Source organism: Janthinobacterium sp. NKUCC06_STL (assembly GCF_019345455.1).
GTDB lineage: Bacteria > Pseudomonadota > Gammaproteobacteria > Burkholderiales > Burkholderiaceae_D > Janthinobacterium > Janthinobacterium rivuli.
In genome coordinates, this window is the sequence record NZ_JAHKQY010000005.1 from 327,902 (window position 1) to 346,882 (window position 18,981).

General features: G+C 61.8%; 15 protein-coding genes. 11 read left to right on the forward strand and 4 right to left on the reverse strand.

Annotated features, from left to right (window positions below; translation table 11 throughout):
- Position 1 precedes the first annotated feature (1 nt).
- Genes KO539_RS18750 through KO539_RS18760 form a run of 3 tightly spaced genes read right to left on the reverse strand, consistent with a single transcriptional unit; the run spans position 2 to position 3,592 of the window.
- The gene (locus tag KO539_RS18750; RefSeq protein WP_219310883.1) at positions 2–1,732 is read right to left on the reverse strand and encodes a cobalt chelatase; all 1,731 of its coding nucleotides are present in this window, start codon (positions 1,730–1,732) and stop codon (positions 2–4) included.
- Positions 1,729–2,703 (reverse strand): AAA family ATPase, encoded by a 975-nt coding sequence (locus tag KO539_RS18755; protein WP_374106448.1) that lies wholly within the window; start codon positions 2,701–2,703, stop codon positions 1,729–1,731. The genes KO539_RS18750 and KO539_RS18755 overlap by 4 nt, the downstream gene beginning before the upstream one ends.
- Positions 2,704–2,743: 40 nt before the next feature.
- Positions 2,744–3,592 carry an IclR family transcriptional regulator gene (locus KO539_RS18760; protein ID WP_374106449.1) on the reverse strand — a complete coding sequence of 283 codons (849 nt, stop codon included), beginning with the start codon at positions 3,590–3,592 and terminating at the stop codon, positions 2,744–2,746.
- 213 nt (positions 3,593–3,805) lie between these two features.
- On the opposite strand from KO539_RS18760, the gene xsc reads away from it, so the two are divergent.
- The 11 genes from xsc (at position 3,806) to KO539_RS18815 (ending at position 18,587) form a co-directional block, all read left to right on the forward strand.
- Positions 3,806–5,623: a sulfoacetaldehyde acetyltransferase gene (gene xsc / locus KO539_RS18765; protein ID WP_219310911.1), complete on the forward strand. Its 1,818-nt coding sequence runs from the start codon at positions 3,806–3,808 to the stop codon at positions 5,621–5,623.
- 279 nt (positions 5,624–5,902) lie between these two features.
- On the forward strand, positions 5,903–6,328 hold the full coding sequence (locus KO539_RS18770) for a nuclear transport factor 2 family protein (protein WP_219310884.1): 426 nt from the start codon (positions 5,903–5,905) through the stop codon (positions 6,326–6,328).
- Between the two features lie 25 nt (positions 6,329–6,353).
- The gene (locus tag KO539_RS18775) at positions 6,354–7,793 is read left to right on the forward strand and encodes an FAD-binding oxidoreductase (protein ID WP_219310885.1); all 1,440 of its coding nucleotides are present in this window, start codon (positions 6,354–6,356) and stop codon (positions 7,791–7,793) included.
- A gap of 118 nt (positions 7,794–7,911) precedes the next feature.
- Entirely contained in the window at positions 7,912–8,973 is a 1,062-nt protein-coding gene (tauA, locus tag KO539_RS18780) for a taurine ABC transporter substrate-binding protein (RefSeq protein WP_374106450.1), read from the forward strand.
- An 84-nt stretch (positions 8,974–9,057) separates the two neighbouring features.
- The gene (locus KO539_RS18785; RefSeq protein ID WP_035828937.1) at positions 9,058–9,873 is read left to right on the forward strand and encodes a taurine ABC transporter ATP-binding protein; all 816 of its coding nucleotides are present in this window, start codon (positions 9,058–9,060) and stop codon (positions 9,871–9,873) included.
- 79 nt (positions 9,874–9,952) lie between these two features.
- Positions 9,953–10,747 carry an ABC transporter permease subunit gene (locus KO539_RS18790; protein ID WP_051959683.1) on the forward strand — a complete coding sequence of 265 codons (795 nt, stop codon included), beginning with the start codon at positions 9,953–9,955 and terminating at the stop codon, positions 10,745–10,747.
- A 279-nt stretch (positions 10,748–11,026) separates the two neighbouring features.
- Complete coding sequence (locus KO539_RS18795; RefSeq protein ID WP_051959515.1) at positions 11,027–12,454, forward strand: amino acid permease; 1,428 nt, start codon at positions 11,027–11,029, stop codon at positions 12,452–12,454.
- Positions 12,447–13,673, forward strand: coding sequence for a molybdopterin-dependent oxidoreductase (locus tag KO539_RS18800; RefSeq protein ID WP_219310887.1), 1,227 nt, complete (start codon positions 12,447–12,449; stop codon positions 13,671–13,673). Before KO539_RS18795 ends, KO539_RS18800 begins: the two co-directional genes overlap by 8 nt.
- A gap of 10 nt (positions 13,674–13,683) precedes the next feature.
- Positions 13,684–14,295 carry a c-type cytochrome gene (locus tag KO539_RS18805; protein ID WP_219310888.1) on the forward strand — a complete coding sequence of 204 codons (612 nt, stop codon included), beginning with the start codon at positions 13,684–13,686 and terminating at the stop codon, positions 14,293–14,295.
- A 298-nt stretch (positions 14,296–14,593) separates the two neighbouring features.
- Positions 14,594–16,033, forward strand: a complete 1,440-nt coding sequence (locus tag KO539_RS18810; RefSeq protein WP_374106452.1) for a glycoside hydrolase family 19 protein — start codon at positions 14,594–14,596, stop codon at positions 16,031–16,033.
- Positions 16,034–16,145: 112 nt separating this feature from the next.
- Positions 16,146–18,587, forward strand: a complete 2,442-nt coding sequence (locus KO539_RS18815) for a chitinase C-terminal domain-containing protein (RefSeq protein ID WP_219310889.1) — start codon at positions 16,146–16,148, stop codon at positions 18,585–18,587.
- Between the two features lie 72 nt (positions 18,588–18,659).
- Here the strand turns inward: KO539_RS18815 and KO539_RS18820 are convergent.
- A partial coding sequence (locus tag KO539_RS18820) for a carbohydrate porin (protein ID WP_219310890.1) occupies positions 18,660–18,981 on the reverse strand: 322 nt, incomplete at its 5' end.

Sequence of the window (18,981 nt, forward strand, 5' to 3'; positions counted from 1 at the left end):
GCTAGCGCTTGCGTCCACCGAGCAACTGCGCGATCTCGCTGAACAGCTCATTGTTCAGCGAGGCGGGCAGGGTGGTGGCCAGGCTGCGGCTGTAGTAGGCGCCCAGGTCCAGGCCCAGTCCCAGGCCGCAAATCTCGATGGCGCCCTGCGCTTCGCGGCGCGCCACCACCTGTTTCAGATGTTGCGCCAGGTAAAACTCGTCGTTGGCCAGATTCGTGGCCGTATCCATCGGGCAACCGTCGGAGACGACGAGCAGGATGCGCCGCCGTTCCGGACGCGCCAGCATGCGGCTGCACGCCCAATCCACGGCTTCGCCATCGACGCCTTCGCGGTACAAATCCGCCTTCAGCAGGGCGGCGATGTCGGGCCGCGCGCGGCGCCAGCTCGTGTTGCCATCCTTGAACACCATGTGCACGAGTTCATTCAAGCGGCCAGGATTGGCGGGCGAGCGGGCGCGCATCCAGTCGCGCTTGACTCGTCCTCCGTTCCACGCGCCCGTCGTAAAGCCCAGCAACTCGGTGGCAACGCCGGCCTGGTCCAGCGCGCGCAGCAGAATGTCGAGCAGCACGGCCACGGATTCCGCGTGCGTCTTCATGGAACCGGAGCAATCGACGAGAAAGGACACCAGGCAATCGGATTGCGGCAGGAATTGTTCCTTGCGAAACAGCCTGCGCTCGGACGGTGAACTGATCAGCTGCGCCAGACGCCGGCCATCGATGTATCCCTCTTCCTCGCCAAACGACCAGCCATCGCGCTGGGGCACGGCCAGCAATTGCGTAAAGCGCCGCGCCAGGCGGGCCGTGTTGATGCCCAGGTTGGCGATGCGCGCATCCATGCGTTCGCGGTAGTCGAGCAGGAGGGCGCGGCGCACGAGCTCGCCCGCCTTGTCTTCGCGGTCGTATGCCGTGGAGTAGGCGCGGTAGGTGCCATCGCCATCGCTGAAGGCGCGGCTTTCGCCCAAGGGAGCCGCATCGGGAACATGGTCATTATCGCTGTCGAAATCGAGCAGCAGCTTGAAGGCCGCCTGCGCCTTGGCGTCGCCGGCATCGTCCTGCTGACCATCCTGCGCCGTTTGCGCGTCTTTCAGCATGGCATCGACGGCGTGGGCGATGGCCAGCGCGTGCCGCGCAAAGGCCGCCTGGTCGGCACGGTGGCGGCGCAAGCCAGCCAGGTCGCCGCTCAGTGCTGAGGACACGGACCAGCGCGTGGCCTCGATAAAATCTTCCGTCTTTTCCAGCACGGGCCTGGCCGTCAGGCGCGACCAGCACATCTGGAACACTGTATACAAGAGCAAGCCCGATGCGCCTTCCGCCAGGCCGGAATCGTAAAATGCGTGCGACCAGGCCGTAAACCGGTGGCGCAGGTTGTGGATCACGCCGGCATGTTGATCGGGCGCAAGCGTTTCCACTCGTAACTGCTCCAGCAATTCGAAGACGAGGCGTGCCACGGGGGCAAGCGGACACAGGGACTTGTGCAGGGCGGCATCCGTGTGCAGCAGCCGCAGGGCCACGCTGTCGGCCGCGCCGCGCAAGGAGGGCAAATCCTGCAGCGCCGCATCGGGCTGCAGATGGGCCGCATGGATGGGCAGGGGGCGGTGACCGTCGTGCAGGCGGCGGCCCCGGTAGCGTATCGAGGGAGAACCGCTGAGGGCGCGGATGGCGCCCGCGCACAACTCATCCGTTTCCTGCTGCTCGCGCGTGTAGGCGGCAGGAATGATGGCTTCGGCGTTCATGCCTGGCTCGCCAGCAATTCCTCATTGAAACAGCGCTGGTAATACTCTGCCACCATGGGCCGCTCGGCCTCGTCGCATTTGTTGAGGAAGGACAGGCGGAAGGCCAGGGCCGGGTCGCGGAAGATCTGGCAGTTTTCCGCCCAGGTAATCACCGTGCGCGGCGACATCAGACAGGCCAGGTCGCCCGCCGCATAGCCGTGGCGCGTGAGGCTGGCCACGGCCACCATGCTGCTGGCCAACTGGCGGCCCGCCTCGTCGTTCATGGCGGGGACTCGGGCCAGGACGATCTGCGTTTCTTCCTCCTGCGGCAAGTAGTTCAAGGTGGCAACGATGTTCCAGCGGTCGATCTGCGCGTGATTGAGCACTTGGGTGCCGTGGTACATCCCGTTCAGGTTACCGAGGCCCACCGTGTTCGAGGTGGCGAACAAACGGAAGTGGGGATGCGGCGTGATGACCCGGTTCTGGTCGAGCAAAGTAAACTTGCCATCGCGTTCGAGGATGCGCTGGATGACGAACATCACGTCGGGGCGGCCCGCATCGTACTCGTCGAAGATCAGGGCCACGGGCCGTTGCAAGGACCAGGGCACGATGCCTTCCTGGAATTCGGTGACTTGCTGCTGCTCGCGCAGCACGATGGCGTCCTTGCCGACCAGGTCCAGGCGGCTGATGTGGCCGTCGAGGTTGACCCGCACGCAAGGCCAGTTCAGGCGCGCCGCCACTTGCTCGATGTGCGTGGACTTGCCCGTGCCGTGCAAGCCCTGCACCATCACCCTGCGGTTGTGGGTGAAACCGGCCAGTATCGCCAGGGTCACATCCTTGTTGAAGCGGTAGGCGGGATCGATGTCGGGCACGTGCGGATCGCGTTCCGTGAAGACGGGCACGAGCAGGTCGCTGTCGATATCGAACAGGCTGCGCACGGACTGCAAGGTTTGCGCCGCTGCGGCGGGGGGATGTTGGCGTGAATCTGGCACCTTGTTCTCCTGTGAAACCGCAGCATGGGCGCTACGGCGGTTATGTGTGAGTTGCGGAATTACCGGTTTGCAATGCGTCGTCGTCCCCGCCCGTCGTCGGCATGGTTTCCGATTCGATGGCGGCCAGGGCTTGCGCGGCGCGCTGCAATGCAGGCAAGAAATGTAAAGCCTTGTCGTGCGTCAAACGGATGATGGGCGCCTGGATGGCCACGGCCAGGTTCGAGCGGCCGTTCGGGTTCGGCACCAGCACGGCCACGCACAGCAGGCCGGGCAGGAATTCCTCGTCGTCCAGCGCATAGCCGTTGCGGCGCACCAGTTCCAGTTCGCGCTCGAGCTTGACGGGGTCCGTTTCCGTCTTGTCCGTAAAGCGCGTCAATTCCATGTGGCCCAGCAGGCGGCGCCGTTGCACGGGCGTCATTTGCGCCAGGAACAGCTTGCCGCTGGACGAGCAGTGGGCCGGCACGCGCGAACCGGGATGCAGGTAAAAGCGCAGCGGCGCCGCCGTTTCCACCCGGTCCAGGTACACCACTTCGCTGCCGCTGAAGGCCGTCAGGTTGCAGCTTTCGCCCACTTCCTCGACCAGCTGGCGCAAGACCATGCGGCGGGCGCCATGGAACGTGTTGTTAATCAAGAGGTTCGACGCCAGGCGGCGCAGGCGCACGCCCGTGCTGTAGTGGCGGCCATCGCTTTCGCGCTGCAGCACGCCCACGCTTTCCAGCTGTTGCAGCATGCGGTGCAGGGTGGGTTTTGGCAGACCCGTCTCTTCCACCAGCGCTTGCAGCGACAGCAACTGGTCTTTTTCGGCAATCACTTCCAGCAAGGCAAACAAACGCATCGTGGGCGTGTCGCCTTCCAGTTTTTCCGGCTCAAGTTTTGGGGATGAAATCATGTCCATGGTGGCCTCGGTTGTCTGTCTGAGTGTTATTTCATTTTCGAACTCAAATTGTACCGTTTCCTTGAAATTCTGTTTGACTTTTGATTGTCGAACGCTTAAATTGAATTGTATATCAAATTTCGGAACAAAATATACCGATTTTTGATAAATAAGTTGATCACTACACTGCAGTTCATTACAACAGACCAGGAGACACCCATGAATGACATGACCGAGCAAAAAGCCGCCGCCGCAGCGGCCACCGCCGCCACCCCCGTTGGCCCGCAAAAGATGACGCCTTCCGAAGCGTTCGTGGAAACCCTGGCCGCCAATGGCGTGACCGACATGTTCGGCATCATGGGCTCGGCCTTCATGGACCCGATGGATATCTTTGCCCCGGCCGGCATCCGTTTGATTCCCGTCGTGCACGAGCAGGGCGCCGGCCACATGGCTGACGGCTATGCCCGCGTCTCGGGCCGCCATGGCGTCGTCATCGGCCAGAACGGCCCCGGCATCAGCAATTGCGTCACCGCCATCGCCGCCGCCTACTGGGCGCACACCCCGGTCGTCATCATCACGCCGGAAACGGGCACCATGAGCATGGGCCTGGGGGGCTTCCAGGAAGCGAACCAGCTGCCGATGTTCGAGGAATTCACCAAGTATCAAGGCCACGTCACCCATCCGGCTCGCATGGCCGAATACACGGGCCGCTGCTTCGACCGCGCCATGTCGGAAATGGGTCCGACGCAGCTGAACATCCCGCGCGACTATTTCTATGGCGAAATCAAGGCCGAGATCCCGAAACCGAACCGCCTGGACCGTGGCGCCGGTGGCGAACAAAGCCTCAACGATGCGGCCGAACTGCTGGCGACAGCCAAGTTCCCCGTCATCATCTCGGGCGGCGGCGTGGTCATGGGCGAAGCGATCGAGGAGTGCAAGGCCCTGGCCGAGCGCCTGGGTGCGCCCGTCGTCAACAGCTACCTGCATAACGATTCCTTCCCCGCCAGCCATCCGCTGTGGTGCGGTCCGCTGGGCTACCAGGGTTCCAAGGCGGCCATGAAACTGATCGCCCAGGCCGACGTCGTCGTCGCGCTCGGTTCGCGCCTGGGCCCGTTCGGCACCTTGCCGCAGCACGGCATGGATTACTGGCCAAAGAACGCGAAGATCATCCAGATCGACGCCGACAACAAGATGCTGGGCCTGGTGAAAAAGATTTCGGTCGGCATCTGCGGCGACGCCAAGGCGGCCGCCAAGGCCATCCTGTCTCGCCTGGACGGCAAGACGCTCGACTGCGACGCGACGCGCGACGAGCGCTACGCCACCGTGCAAGCGGAAAAAGCGGCGTGGGAAGAGGAACTGACGAACTGGACGCATGAAAAAGATGCGTACAGCCTGGACATGATCGAAGAACAAAAGAAAGAGCCGGGCAGCTATCTGCACCCGCGCCAGGTCTTGCGCGAGCTGGAAAAAGCCATGCCGGAAGACGTGATGGTGTCGACCGACATCGGCAACATCAACTCGGTGGCAAATAGTTACCTGCGCTTTGAAAAGCCGCGCAGCTTCTTTGCGGCGATGAGCTTTGGCAACTGCGGCTATGCGTTTCCGACCATCATCGGCGCGAAAGTGGCGGCACCGCACCGTCCGGCCGTGTCGTATGCGGGCGACGGCGCCTGGGGCATGAGCTTGATGGAAACGATGACCTGCGTGCGCCACAACATTCCCGTGACGGCCGTGGTGTTCCACAACCGCCAGTGGGGCGCGGAAAAGAAAAACCAGGTCGATTTCTACAACCGCCGTTTCGTGGCCGGCGAACTCGACAACCAGAGTTTCGCCGAGATTGCGCGCGCCATGGGCGCCGAAGGCATCACGGTCGACAAGCTGGAAGACGTGGGCCCGGCCTTGAAGAAGGCGATCGACATGCAGATGAATGAAGGCAAGACCACCATCATTGAAATCATGTGCACGCGTGAATTGGGCGACCCGTTCCGCCGCGATGCGCTGAGCAAACCTGTGCGTCACCTGGACAAGTATAAAGACTACGTTTGATGTGATGGTGTTGTTGGATTACGCCTTTCAGGCTAATCCAACCTACACCACTGCATGTGCGTAGGTCGGATTAGCCGGGCGCAAGCCCGGCGTAATCCGACACAGCGCTGTGTCGAAATTCTCACACATTGTCACTTCTTCATCGTTATTTCAATAAAGAATACAAAGCGTCCCGGTATTTGGATTATTTGATTTGACAAGCCCAGGCATTAAGCTTAAATTCAATAAAATACTAAAAAACGGAACGAATAGTACCAAATTCGACTCACGGAGACAAAAATGAACACACGAGTACCTACCGACGCCGTCACCACCGCTGTCACTACTGACTTCCTGCAAGCGTTCGGCGATGCCTGGAACCGCCACGATATCGAGACCCTGATGGCCGCCATGGCCGACGATTGCGAATTTCACGCCGTGGCCGGCCCTGACTTGCTGGGCAAGAGTTTTATCGGCCGCGACGCCGTGCGCGCCGGCTTCGAGCTGGCCTGGCAAACTTTCCCCGACGCGGCATGGCTTAACCCCGAGCACTTCGTCAGCGGCGAGCGCGGCGTGACGGAGTCGACGTTTGCCGGCACCAAGGCGGACGGCACGCGCATCGAAGCGCGCATGGTCGACGTCTTCACTTTCCGCGATGGCAAGATCGCCGTGAAGAACGCTTTCCGCAAGGATCGCCCACCGGTCGTCACGGCTGCCAAAGCCTGAGCCAGTACGTTCACCAGGAATGACCATGAACAAACCTGTCGACACCCCATCTGACGTACTGGGCAACAGCACCGCCGCCCGCACGCCCTACGATCCCGCCTTCGATCCCCTGGTGGCCCAGCGCCCCGGCCACGGCAATGCCTACGCGCCCACCTACTGGATCGGCACGGCCGGCGATCCGCCCGCCGACGACGGCCCCATCACGCATGACATCGACGTCGATGTGGCCATCATCGGCTCGGGTTTTACCGGCCTGTCCTGCGCCATCTTCCTGGCCCAGGAACACGGCATCAAGGCCACCGTGCTGGAAGCGAACCGTGTCAGCTGGGGCTGCAGCACGCGCAATGGCGGCCAGGCGCAATGCACGACGGGCCGCCTGAAGCGCTCGCAGTGGATAGACCGCTATGGGCTGGACACGGCCCTGAAACTGCACACGGAAGTGTGCGACGCGATGGAAACGTTCAAGAAGATCACGGCCGACATCGATTGCGACCCGCAGCCGGGCGGCCACCTGTACATCGCCCACAAGGCGAAAGCCATGCCCGCGCTGGAAAAAGAAGCCAAGATCATGCGCGAGATTTTCAAGTATGACGCGCGCATCCTCGACGCCGATACCGTCAAGCGCGAATTCGTCGATGACAAGGAAGCGGCCGGCGCGCTGCATGAGCCGGAAGGCATCGGCATCCACGCGGGCAAGCTGGCGTTCGGTTACCTGCGCAAGGCGCGCGCGCTGGGTGCCAAGGTGCATCCATCGAGCCCCGTGATGGGCTGGGAAACGCGCAACGGCGTGCATTATCTGCAAACGCCGGGCGGCGTGGTGCGTGCCCGTTCCGTGGCCGTGGCCACAGGCGGTTACACCTCGCCGCACCTGCATCCGCAAGTGAAAAACCGCTTGCTGCCGATTCTGTCGAACTCGCTCGTCACGCGTCCGTTGACCCCGGCGGAAATCGCGGCGTGCAATTTCCGTACCCACCAGGTGATCACGGATACGCGCATCCTGCGCCACTACTACCGCTTGATGCCGGACAACCGCGTACAGATCGGCAGCCGCAGCGCCATCACGGGCGCCGACGCGCCGGACGAGAAATACAAACAGTTTTTGATCAACGATCTGCACCGCAAGTTCCCCGCGTTGACCGGTATCGCCATCGATTATTCGTGGTGGGGCTGGGTCGACGTCAGCCACGACATGATGCCGCGCATCGTGCAACCGGATCCGAAGCAATCGATCTTCTATTCGCTCGGTTACGGCGGCAACGGCGTCATGTACTCGGCGCAGGCGGGCCGGCGCATGGCCGAGCGCATCGCGGGCAAGGCCAGCGACACGGGCTTGCCGATCTTCAATTCCAAACTGCCGTATCCGAACATGATGGAACTGGTCGAGTCGCAAGCCTTCGCCCCGTTCCGCCGCCTGGGCCAGCGCTTCCTGTACCGCTGGTATCACTTGAAGGATGAAGTGTTTTAAATAGCAGTAGCCGTACCAAGCCGCCGTATGGTTGACAAAGAGCAACCAGCGGCGCCTGTTCCGTAAGGAGCAGATATTGCCCGAACGTTCACACATAACAATAAACTTGGAGTGAGACATGAACACGATTACGAGCAAAACCCCGAGCAAAACGGTTTTTTCAACGATGCGCCGCGCCATTCTCGGCACCCTGGTGCTGGGCGTAGTGGCGGCCTCCAGCGGTACCGCCTTTGCGCAAAGCAAGGAAGTGACGATTGCCTACCAGGAAATCAACGGTCCCTTCCTGGTGGCGATCGCCAGCGGCGAAGTGGAAAAAACCACCGGCTATAAAATTAACTGGCGCAAGTTCGATTCGGGCGCCAAGGTAGCCACCGGCATGGCGTCCGGCGACGTGCAGATCGGCGTCATCGGTTCCAGCCCCCTGACGGCGGCCGTCAGCCGCGGCGTCGACCTGCAGCTGTTCTGGATCATCGACGATATCAATGAAGCCGAAGCGATGGTGGCCCGCAATGGCGCCGGCATCACCAAGCCGACCGACCTGCGCGGCAAGAAAATCGCCGTGCCTTTCGTTTCCACCACGCACTTCCACACCATGTTCGCGCTGGAAACGTGGGGCATCAAGCCCATGGAAGTGAAATTGCTCAACATGCAGCCGAACCAGATCGCCGCGGCCTGGGAGCGCGGCGACATCGACGCGGCCTTCGTGTGGGATCCGGCCTTGAGCAAGCTCAAGCAAAACGGCAAGGTGCTCGTCACCTCCGGCGAATTGAGCAAGAAGGGCAAAGCCACGTTTGACGGCATGGCCGTCGAGCGCGCCTGGGGCGAAGCGAACGCCGACTTCATGGCCAAGTTCGTCAAGGTGATGGCCGCTGCCGACGCCGACTACCGTGCCAATCCGAAAGCGTGGACCATCGATTCCCCGCAAGTCAAAGCCAACGTCAAGCATTCGGGCGCGGCTGCCAAGGATGTGGCCGCTTCCGTGGCCCTGTACGCCTATCCATCGTTGCAGGAGCAAGCGTCGCCGGCCTGGCTCGGTGGCGGCGCGAAGGGCGGCGTGGCGCAAGCCTTGCTGGCCACGGCGCAATTTTTGAAGGGCGAAGGCAAGATCGACACCCTGGCTACCGATTACGCCAAGTATGTGACACCCCGGTATGCACAGGCCGCCGGCCTGCTGAAGTAAACGTTGTGCGATGGCGTGCCTGCGGGCACGCTGACTGAACAGAGTGCGTTGAACTGAAGTGACTACACCTATGCGGGGCACATGATGGAAAATCTCTACGTCAAGGATGTCAGCGTGATTTATCCGGGCAAGACGGCCGGTGAACGCGTACATGCCTTAAATAATATCAATCTCACCATCAATAGCGGCGACTTCGTCGTCGCGCTCGGCGCCTCGGGCTGCGGCAAGACAACCTTGCTGAGCCTGATGGCGGGCTTTATCGCCCCCTCCAAGGGCGAGATCATGTTGGGCAGCAACAAGGTGGAAGGGCCGGGCGCTGACCGTGGCGTCGTATTCCAGAAACATGCCTTGCTGCCATGGCTGAACGTGATGGAAAACGTGGAATTCGGCCTCAAGCTACAAGGCGTGGCCAAAGCCGTGCGGCGCGAACAGGCGGCCAAGAACCTGGCGCTGGTGGGCTTGAAGGACTTTCACGACAATATGATTTATCAATTGTCGGGCGGCATGCAGCAAAGGGTGGGCATCGCCCGCGCCCTGACCAGCAATCCCGCCATGCTGCTGATGGATGAACCGATGGCGGCGCTCGACGCGCTGACCCGCGAAACCATCCAGGAATTGCTGCTCGATATCTGGGCCAAGTCCAGCACCATGTTCTTCTTCATTACCCACAGCGTCGACGAGGCGCTGTTCCTGGCGAACCGGCTGATCGTCATGTCGCCCCGTCCTGGCCGCATCACGCATACGTATGAACTCGATTTCAACAAGCGTTTCCTCGAATGCCGCGATGCGCGCGCCGTGAAATCGAGCCCGGACTTCATCAAGATGCGCGAAACGGTGCTCAACATCATTTATGGCGACGAGCGCGCCGTCAATAAAGAGCTGGAGGTGTCCCATGCATAGCCCATCCGCCGTGGGATTTCCTCCCACCACCGCCAAGCGCGCCGGTTTCTTTGGCCGCCTGTTCGCTCCCCGCTGCGCCATGCCAGGCGAAGCGTTCGGCGCGCCGGGGCAGGGCAATTCCAGCCGCATCGCTACCGTTACCGTCATCGCCGTACTGCTGTTGTGGTTTGGCGTGACGGCCAGCGGCATGGTCAAACCGCTGTTTTTACCTTCGCCGCAAGCCGTGTATGAAAAGTTCATCATGGCGGCCACCACAGGTTTCGGCGGCGCCACCCTGTGGGAACACACGGTCGCCAGTCTGGTGCGCGTGTTCGGCGCCTTTGGCCTGGCTTGTTTGTTCGCCATTCCCATCGGCGTGATGATGGGCGTCAACCGCGTGGCGCGCGGCATCTTCGATCCCTTGATCGAGTTCTACCGTCCGCTGCCGCCGCTCGCTTACTTGCCACTGGTCATCATCTGGTTCGGCATCGGCGAGTTTTCGAAGGTCTACCTGATCTTTCTGGCCATCTTCGCGCCGATGGCGATCGCGGCCCGCGCCGGCGTCAGCTCCGTGTCGCTGGAGCAAATCCACGCGGCGTACTCGATGGGCGCTACCCGTTTCCAGGTCATCGTGCACGTGATTTTGCGTGCCGCGATTCCGGAAATCCTCACCGGCATGCGCATCGGCATCGGCGTGGGCTGGACTACCCTGGTGGCGGGCGAAATGGTGGCGGCCACGCGCGGCCTCGGCTACATGGTGCTGAGCGCTTCCGAGTTCCTGGCCAGCGATGTGGTGATCATGGGCATCATCGTGATCGGCTTCTTCGCTTTCCTGTTTGATTTGATGATGCGTTACCTCGAACGTACCCTCGTGCCATGGAAGGGCAAGGTGTAAGACGTTCCCGGGAGTGGCGCGCACGCCACAAGTGTTGCCGCCGCTCCCATTTTTTAGCAACCCTCACTTGTACGTAACCTCCAGCGCGCTTGCCCCTTGGCTGCCGCGCCGGGCCGCTGCATTTCCAGATTGACTTATGGAATGCGGCCAACCAGACTGATTCACACGATGTATCGATGCTGCTTGACGGTGTTGCCCAAATAAAACAAAGCCGCGCGGCAGGAACAAGCCGCAGCAGGCCAGGGCGCACCGAGCTTCAGATATTACTAGGAGACAAACATGATTAGCGACAACCACAACAACACGGGCTTGCAGCACTCGCTCAAGCAACGCCACATGAGCATGATCGCCATCGGCGGCGTGATCGGCGCCGGCCTCTTTGTCGGCAGCGGCGTCATCGCCAAGGCCGCCGGCCCGGCCGCCATCCTATCCTTCCTGCTCACGGGCGGCCTGGTCGTCCTGATCATGCGCATGCTGGGCGAACTGGCCTCGTCCCTGCCCGTGGTCGGCTCCTTCTACGAATATGCGCGCCTGGCTTTCGACGACAAGCCGAAGGTGTCGAAATTCCTCGGCTTCATGAGCGGCTGGATGTACTGGTATTTCTGGGTTGTCGTCGTGGCGCTGGAAGCCATCGCCGGCGCCAAGCTGGTCAACTTCTGGCTGCCGGACGTGCCATCGTGGTCGATCAGCCTGGTGCTGCTTGTCTCGATGACCATCCTTAACCTGTTCTCCGTGAAAGCGTTCGGCGAATTCGAATTCTGGTTCGCCTCGATCAAGGTCGTCGCCATCATCGTCTTCCTGTTCGTCGGCGCCCTGTTCATCACGGGCAGCTTGCCCAACAGCATCCCGACCCTGGGCTTTTTGACCAGCAACGGCGGCTTCATGCCGCACGGCTGGGGACCCGTGCTCAGTGGCGCGGTCGCCGCCACGGCCTTTTATTCGGGCGCCGAGATCGTCACCATCGCCGCCGCCGAAACGTCGGATCCTGCCAAGGCCATCGCCCGCGCCACCAATTCCGTCATCACGCGCGTGCTGATGTTTTATGTGGGATCCATGTTTGTTGTCGTCTGTATCGTGCCCTGGGATTCGCCGGCCATCGCCACGCCCTTCGTCAGCGCCCTGACCGTCATGAATATCCCGTACGCAGCCCACATCATGAACGCCATCATTCTGACGGCCGTGCTGTCGGCCCTCAATTCCAGCCTGTACGCTTCGTCGCGCATGATCTTTGCGCTGACGCGCCGCGGCGACGCCCCCACGGGCCTGGTCAAGCTGAGCAAGAACGGCGTGCCGATTCGCGCCATCCTGTTCAGCACCTTGTTCGCCTATTTCGCCATCGCCGTCTCGTATGTGTCAGCCGACCTGGTGTTCCCCTTCATCGTCAACTCCTACGGTATCCTGATCCTATTCGTCTACCTGCTCATTGCGATATCTCAATTGCGCCTCCGTCGCCGGCTGGAACGCGAATGCCCGGAACGCATCAAGGTGCGCATGTGGCTGTTCCCTTACCTGACGTATTTCACCATCATCGCCATGCTGGTGATCCTCGGCGCCATGAGCGTGTCGTCCGATACGGAGCAGCGTGTGTCGTTCTGGTTCGGCCTGTTGAGCGTAGTCATCCTGAGCGTCATGTACTACATCAAGAAACTGGTCAACGACGACCGCAACGGCGACAACGAAGCCAAGGTGGAGCTCAAACATGTCTGACACGACCTTGTTGCCCACAGGCCGGCGTCGCTTCCTGCGCACGACGGCCGCCCTGGGTGCCGCCGCCGTGGCCGGCCCAGCCTTGGCGCAGTCCGCCTCAGTGACCTTGCCGTTTGAAAACGGCGAGCGCGAGCTGGTGGCCTTCCCGCAAAAGCGTCCGCTGATCCTGCTGACCAGCCGTCCACCCCAGCTGGAAACGCCGTTCAGCGTGTTCAATGAAGGCGCGATCACGCCCAATGACGCGTTTTTCGTGCGCTACCACTGGAGCGGCTTGCCCACCAGCATTGATGGCAGCAGCTACCGGCTGCGCATAGCCGGCCTGGTGAAAACGCCTTTGGAATTGTCGCTGGCGGAACTGAAACAGCTGGCCGCGCCCGTCGAGGTGGTGGCCGTGACGCAATGTTCGGGCAATAGCCGCGGCTTTTTTGCCCCGCGCGCGAACGGCGGACAGCTGGGCAATGGCGCCATGGGCAATGCCCGCTGGACGGGCATCCCCCTGAAAACCGTGCTGGAAAAGGCCGGCATCGCGGCCAGCGCCGTGCAAGTCGCCTTCAATGGTCTGGAAACGCCGCCCGTGGGTGATGGCCCCGATTTCCAGAAGGCCTTGTCCGTCGAGCACATCATGGCCGGCGACGTCATGCTGGCCTGGGCCATGAATGGCGAAGACATTCCTTTCCTGAACGGCTATCCGCTGCGCCTGATCGTACCCGGCTATTACGGCACTTACTGGGTCAAGCACCTGAGCGATATCACCGTGCTCGACAAGCCGTTCGACGGCTTCTGGATGAGCACGGGCTACCGCATCCCCGACAATGGCTCCGGCTTCATCGAACCGGGCACGCCCGTGGGCAAGACGACGCCGATCAGCCGCCTCAACGTGCGCTCGTTCATTACCAGCGTGCAAGATGGCGCGCAGGTGAAAGCGGGGCGCGACCTGGCGCTGCGCGGCATCGCTTTTGACGGCGGCCAGGGCATCAGCGAGGTGAGCGTATCGGTGGACGGCGGCCAGACGTGGCAGGAGGCCAAGCTGGGCAAGGACCTGGGACGCTTTTCGTTCCGCGAGTGGACGATGGTCATGAAGGCGCCGCGCAAGGGCAAGCATGTGCTGATGGTGCGCGCCGTCAACCGCATCGGCCAGAGCCAGCCCATGAAAGCCCTGTGGAATCCCATGGGTTATATGCGCAACGTGGTGGAAACCACGCGCATCCAGGCAGTCTGAGGAGAACCATATGAAGATCTTGTTTGCCGCGCTGGCACTGTCGGCGGCGGGCGGCGCCTGCGCGCTGGAAATCCATTTGCCGCCGGAAACGGCGACCTATAAACCCAGCGAATTGCCCGGCTACCAGCTGGTGCAGCGCAACTGCATGACGTGCCACGCGGCCCAGTATGCATCGAGCCAGCCGCCCGCTTCGCCGCGCGCCTACTGGGAAGCGACCGTCAAGAAAATGAAAAAGCCGTTCGGCGCCCAGTTTGACGACGCGGACATGCCGGCCATGGTCGATTACCTGGTGAAAACCTATGGCGTGGAGCGGGGCGCCATCGTACCTGCTGCAGCCGCCAAACCCGTGGCAGCCGCGGTCCCGGCCGCCAGCGGCAAGGACGTGAAAACCTTGCTGGCGGCGAACGGCTGCATGGCTTGCCATGCGCTCGACCAGAAGGTGGTCGGCCCCGGCTTTGCGGAAGTGGCGGCCAGGTACAAGGGCAAGGACAGTGTCGCCGCCGTGGCGGCCAACATCCGCAGTGGCGGTTCCGGCAAATGGGGGCCCGTGCCCATGCCGCCGTTCAGCCAGCTCAGTGCAGCCGACGCGGCGGCCCTGGCGAAGTACGTGCTGAACCGATAAGTTCGTCCCGGACGCGCGGCAACCCTTAATACCACTTGCCGCCACCCCTCTTGCGCGGTATTGCCCGCTGCCATTGCGCAGCGGGCTTTTTTTACTTCCCCCATTCGCCGCCGCATCGCTTGCCAAAGCAACAATCCTCAGCACTGGTATTGTAAAAAACACCGTTATACAAAACCACTTGACTACCAATTTAGGGCGTCGCATTCTCTGTGCAGAAAGCCGACGCTTCGCTGTGCTTTCTTTACGTACAACATAAAAAGCTACTTCGATAGTTTTCGTATAACGTTCAGGAGACACTGTGAAGACACGGCAAATTAGCCGGCTGGCCTCGCCTTTGATGGCTGGCCTGCTGGGCAGCGCGCTGCTCGCTTGCGGCGGCAATTCCACCACCGAACCCCCATCGACCCTGCTGGCCGCCACGGCTGCCAGCGACAGTTGCGCGGCCTGGAGCGCCAGCGCCGTCTACACGGCGGGACAATGCGCCGTCTACGACGGCAAGGTGTATCGGGCAAAATGGTGGGTGCAAGGCACGGCGCCGAACAACGACCAGTGGGGACCGTGGAGCCTCGATAGCAGCACGCCCACCCCGACTCCCACGCCGACCCCGACCCCGACGCCGACCCCGACCCCGACGCCCACGCCAGGCATCCCCACCAAGGCCCAGGCCGAGGCCAACGAGGCGGCGCTGACGAACAACGATTTCTTCCGCAAGGTCAAGGCGTCGATCCGCACCCTGGGCAATACGGCCGTCGAAGCCGTGCAGCCTGGCCTGGCCAGCAATCCGCTCAACGTCAAGCGGGTCGAACGCCTGCTGCCGGCGGCGAAGTGGGATTACTATTTTGCCGCGCGCGACGCCAGCTACACGTACCAGCGATTCCTGCAAGCCGTGGCCAAGTTCCCCGCCGTGTGCGACGACTACAGTGACGGACGCAATGCGGACGCCATCTGCCGCCACAGCCTGTCCACCATGTTCGCCCATTTTGTGCAGGAAACGGGCGACCATAACGCCAGCAGTCCGCTGCCGCAATGGCGCCAGGGCTTGAAGTATTTGCGCGAGCTGGGCTGCGACGAGACGGGTGCCGGCTGCGGCTACAACGTCGAGTGCGCCGATCCCGTCTTCAACAAGGTGTGGACCTGCGGCAAGAACGCGGACGGCAGCTTCAAGAAATATTTTGGCCGCGGCGCCAAGCAGTTGTCGTACAACTACAACTACGGTCCCTTTTCGCAAGCCATGCATGACGGCGATCAGTCCGTGCTGCTGAAAAACCCGGACCTGGTGGCGTCGACCTGGCTGAACCTGGCCTCGGCCACGTTTTTCTTTGTCTATCCGCAACCGCCGAAGCCGTCGATGCTGCATGTGCTCGATGGCACGTGGGTGCCGAACGCGGCCGATACGACTGCTGGCGCGGGCAATAATTTTGCCACCACCATCATGATCATCAACGCCGAATGCGGACAGGGCACGGAAAAGCAGGCTGCGCAAAACCGCATCGATTACTACAAGCAATTTGCCGCCGACATGGGCTGGGATTATTCCGGCGAACAACTGTCTTGCGCCAACATGCAACGCTTCACCCCGGCCAGTTCCGCTTCCTACAACATTTATTGGGAAAAGAACTGGAGCGCCGGTGGCGACAACCAATGCCAGCTGGTCAGCTATCAAACCCCGTACAGCGCCTTGCTGGCCGGGAACTACGTGAAATGCGTGGAAGCCAACTGGAATGTGAAGTTGCAGTAGCAGCAAAAGCAGGACCAGCCAGCCAGGGATAACAGTTGACAAGAGCCCCTTCAGGGGCCTGCAACAGCTCACAACGTACAAGCTGTATAACCATAACGGAGACCAATACAACATGAAATCGAATGCATTATTGATGGCCCTGCTCAGCGGCGTACTCGTCGCTTGCGGTGGCGGCGGCCAGGACGGTACGACCGCCACCCCGAACACCTTGCTCGCCGCCGTCGAAGCGTGCGCCGTCTGGGACGCCGCCACCGTCTACACGGGTGGCCAGTGCGTGCTCTACCAGGGCGTCACCTACAAAGCCAAGTGGTGGACGCAGGGCAATGTCCCCAGCGCCACGGACCAGTGGGGCCCATGGGCCGTGACGGATACGCCTACCCCAACACCGACGCCGACCCCAACGCCGACCCCGACGCCAACGCCAACGCCAACGCCGACCCCGACGCCAACACCGACCCCGACCCCGACCCCGACGCCAACACCGACCCCGACCCCGACCCCGACCCCGACCCCGACCCCGACCCCGACCCCGACTCCGACTCCGACTCCAACGCCAACGCCAACGCCAACGCCCACCCCCACGGCTTGCCGCCCGGACGGCCTGATTTCGGCCGTGCCGAATGTGCCGTACTGCAAGGTGTACGATACGAATGGCCGCGAAGTACTGAGCAATGGCTTGAACCGGCGCATCGTCGGCTACTTCGCCAGCTGGCGCACGGGCGTCGATGGCAGCCCCACCTATCTGGTGAACAACCTGCCGTGGGACAAGATCACCCACCTGAACTATGCGTTCGCTTCCGTCGACCCGGCCACGTCAAAAATCGCCATCGGCAGCGGCGCGGCCAATCCCGATACGGGCCTCACGTGGCCGAACGTGCCGGCCGCGGCCATGGACCCATCCTTGCCGTACAAGGGCCACTTCAACTTGCTGTCGCAATACAAGAAGAAGTATCCGGGTGTGAAATTGATGATTTCCGTGGGCGGCTGGGCCGGCAGCGGCGGCTTCTACACGGCCACGACGAACGCGGATGGCAGCATCAACACGGCCGGCATCAACACCCTGGCCGATTCCATGGTGGCGTTTGTGCGCCAGTACAACTTCTTCGATGGGGTCGATGTCGATTACGAACACCCGACCACCAACAATGAAGCGGGCAATCCGAACGACTTCGCCGTCTCGAAGCCGCGCCTGGCCGGCCTGATGACGAGCTACAACTTGCTGCTGAAAGTGCTGCGCCAGAAGCTCGACGAAGCGGCCGTGCAGGACAATAAATACTATCTGCTGACCATCGCCGGTTCCGCCTCGGGCTGGGTCTTGCGTGGCGAAGAAAACATGTCGGGATTGAAATATCTCGATTACGCCAGCCTGATGAGCTATGACTTGCACGGTGCATGGAACCAGTATGTGGGACCGAACGCGGCGCTGTTTGACGACGGTAACGATGGCGAACTGCGGGCCGGCAATGCCTATCAGTTCCAGAACATCGGCTACCTGAACACGGACTGGGCTTACCGCTACTACCGGGGCGCCATGCAGGCGGGACGCATCAATATCGGCGTGCCGTTCTACACGCGGGGCTGGAAGGATGTGACGGGCGGCACGAACGGCCTGTGGGGCACGACGCCACTAATCAGCTCGACTGTCACCTGCGCCGGCACCAAGACCTGCGGCACGGGCGCCACCGGCATCGACAACGTGTGGTACGACCTGGACTCGCAGGGCAAACCGACGCCGGGCGGTGGCAACCCCATCTGGCATGCGCTGAACTTGCAGAACGGCATCGTTCCAAGCTACCTCGATGCGTATAAAGTCACGGACAAGACGCTGGTAGGCAGCTATGTGCCGCATTACAGCAGTACCATGGTGGCGCCGTGGCTGTGGAATGCGACCAAGAAAGTGTTCATTTCCACGGAAACCACGCAATCGATCGCGGCCAAGGCCCAGTACATCGTCAACAACAATATCGGCGGCGTGATGATCTGGGAAATGGCGGGCGACTATGCCTGGGATGCCACGCGCAACGGCGGCAAGGGCGAGTATTTCATGGGTACCACCCTGACGGACGTGCTGTACCAGGCCTTCCGCACGGCTGGCGCGTATGGCAACAAGCGCGCTGAAATCGCCATGCCGGGCACGGCGGCCAACGTCAGCATCACCCTGGGCGGCTGGAAACTGGGCGACAGCAACTTCCCCATCAATCCCGTGATGACGGTGAAGAACAACACGGCCACGACCTTGCCGGGCGGCACCGTGGTGGAGTTCGACTATCCCGTCTCGGCACCGTCGGACATGAGCGACCAGTCCGGCTTCGGCTTGACGGTGATCAATGCCGGCTACACGGGGCCGAACAATATCGGCGGCTTTACGAAGAACTACAACCGGGCCCGCTTTGCGATTCCCGCCTGGCAATCGCTGGCGCCGGGCGGCTCCGTGGCGCTGACCCTGAACTACCGCTTGCCGATCTCGGGACCGGCCAACTACACGGTGACCGTGGGCGGCACCAAGTATGCCTTGACGCAGGAGTATCCGGAACTGCCGGTGGCCTTGCCGTAAGTTGGTGATGCCGTAAAGTAAAAGGGCGGAACCGAGGTTCCGCCCTTTTTTATTTTTTACCGCTGATTCCGTTTAGAACCACGTTTCTACCTGGAAACCATACGAGGTGCCGCTGGTATTGTTGTTGTAGATCGGGCCGCCGTTGTTCGACGCATTGACCGAGGCGGTGGCCGCATCGTTCCATTTGCCGTAGGTGACGAAAGCGCGCAGTTCAGGACGCGACCACAGGCCAGGGCCGGCCGAGATCGTCGGTGCGATGGTCAGCTTGGTCAAGCGCTTGGCTGGCTGGCCGCCCGCTTGCGTCACGCGGTCCGTGCCCAGTTCGCCCACCAGCTTGAAGTTGTCGGTGAAGGCATACACGGGACGCACGCCGACCGAGGTCCAGGTCGAGGAA

Coding starts and splice junctions, on each gene's coding strand:
- KO539_RS18785 (WP_035828937.1), top strand. CDS start 9,058: ATGGAAAATCTCTACGTCAAGGATGTCAGCGTGATTTATCCGGGCAAG.
- tauA (WP_374106450.1), top strand. CDS start 7,912: ATGAACACGATTACGAGCAAAACCCCGAGCAAAACGGTTTTTTCAACG.
- KO539_RS18760 (WP_374106449.1), bottom strand. CDS start 3,592: ATGATTTCATCCCCAAAACTTGAGCCGGAAAAACTGGAAGGCGACACG.
- KO539_RS18770 (WP_219310884.1), top strand. CDS start 5,903: ATGAACACACGAGTACCTACCGACGCCGTCACCACCGCTGTCACTACT.
- KO539_RS18775 (WP_219310885.1), top strand. CDS start 6,354: ATGAACAAACCTGTCGACACCCCATCTGACGTACTGGGCAACAGCACC.
- KO539_RS18750 (WP_219310883.1), bottom strand. CDS start 1,732: ATGAACGCCGAAGCCATCATTCCTGCCGCCTACACGCGCGAGCAGCAG.
- KO539_RS18795 (WP_051959515.1), top strand. CDS start 11,027: ATGATTAGCGACAACCACAACAACACGGGCTTGCAGCACTCGCTCAAG.
- KO539_RS18815 (WP_219310889.1), top strand. CDS start 16,146: ATGAAATCGAATGCATTATTGATGGCCCTGCTCAGCGGCGTACTCGTC.
- xsc (WP_219310911.1), top strand. CDS start 3,806: ATGACCGAGCAAAAAGCCGCCGCCGCAGCGGCCACCGCCGCCACCCCC.
- KO539_RS18800 (WP_219310887.1), top strand. CDS start 12,447: ATGTCTGACACGACCTTGTTGCCCACAGGCCGGCGTCGCTTCCTGCGC.
- KO539_RS18805 (WP_219310888.1), top strand. CDS start 13,684: ATGAAGATCTTGTTTGCCGCGCTGGCACTGTCGGCGGCGGGCGGCGCC.
- KO539_RS18790 (WP_051959683.1), top strand. CDS start 9,953: ATGCCAGGCGAAGCGTTCGGCGCGCCGGGGCAGGGCAATTCCAGCCGC.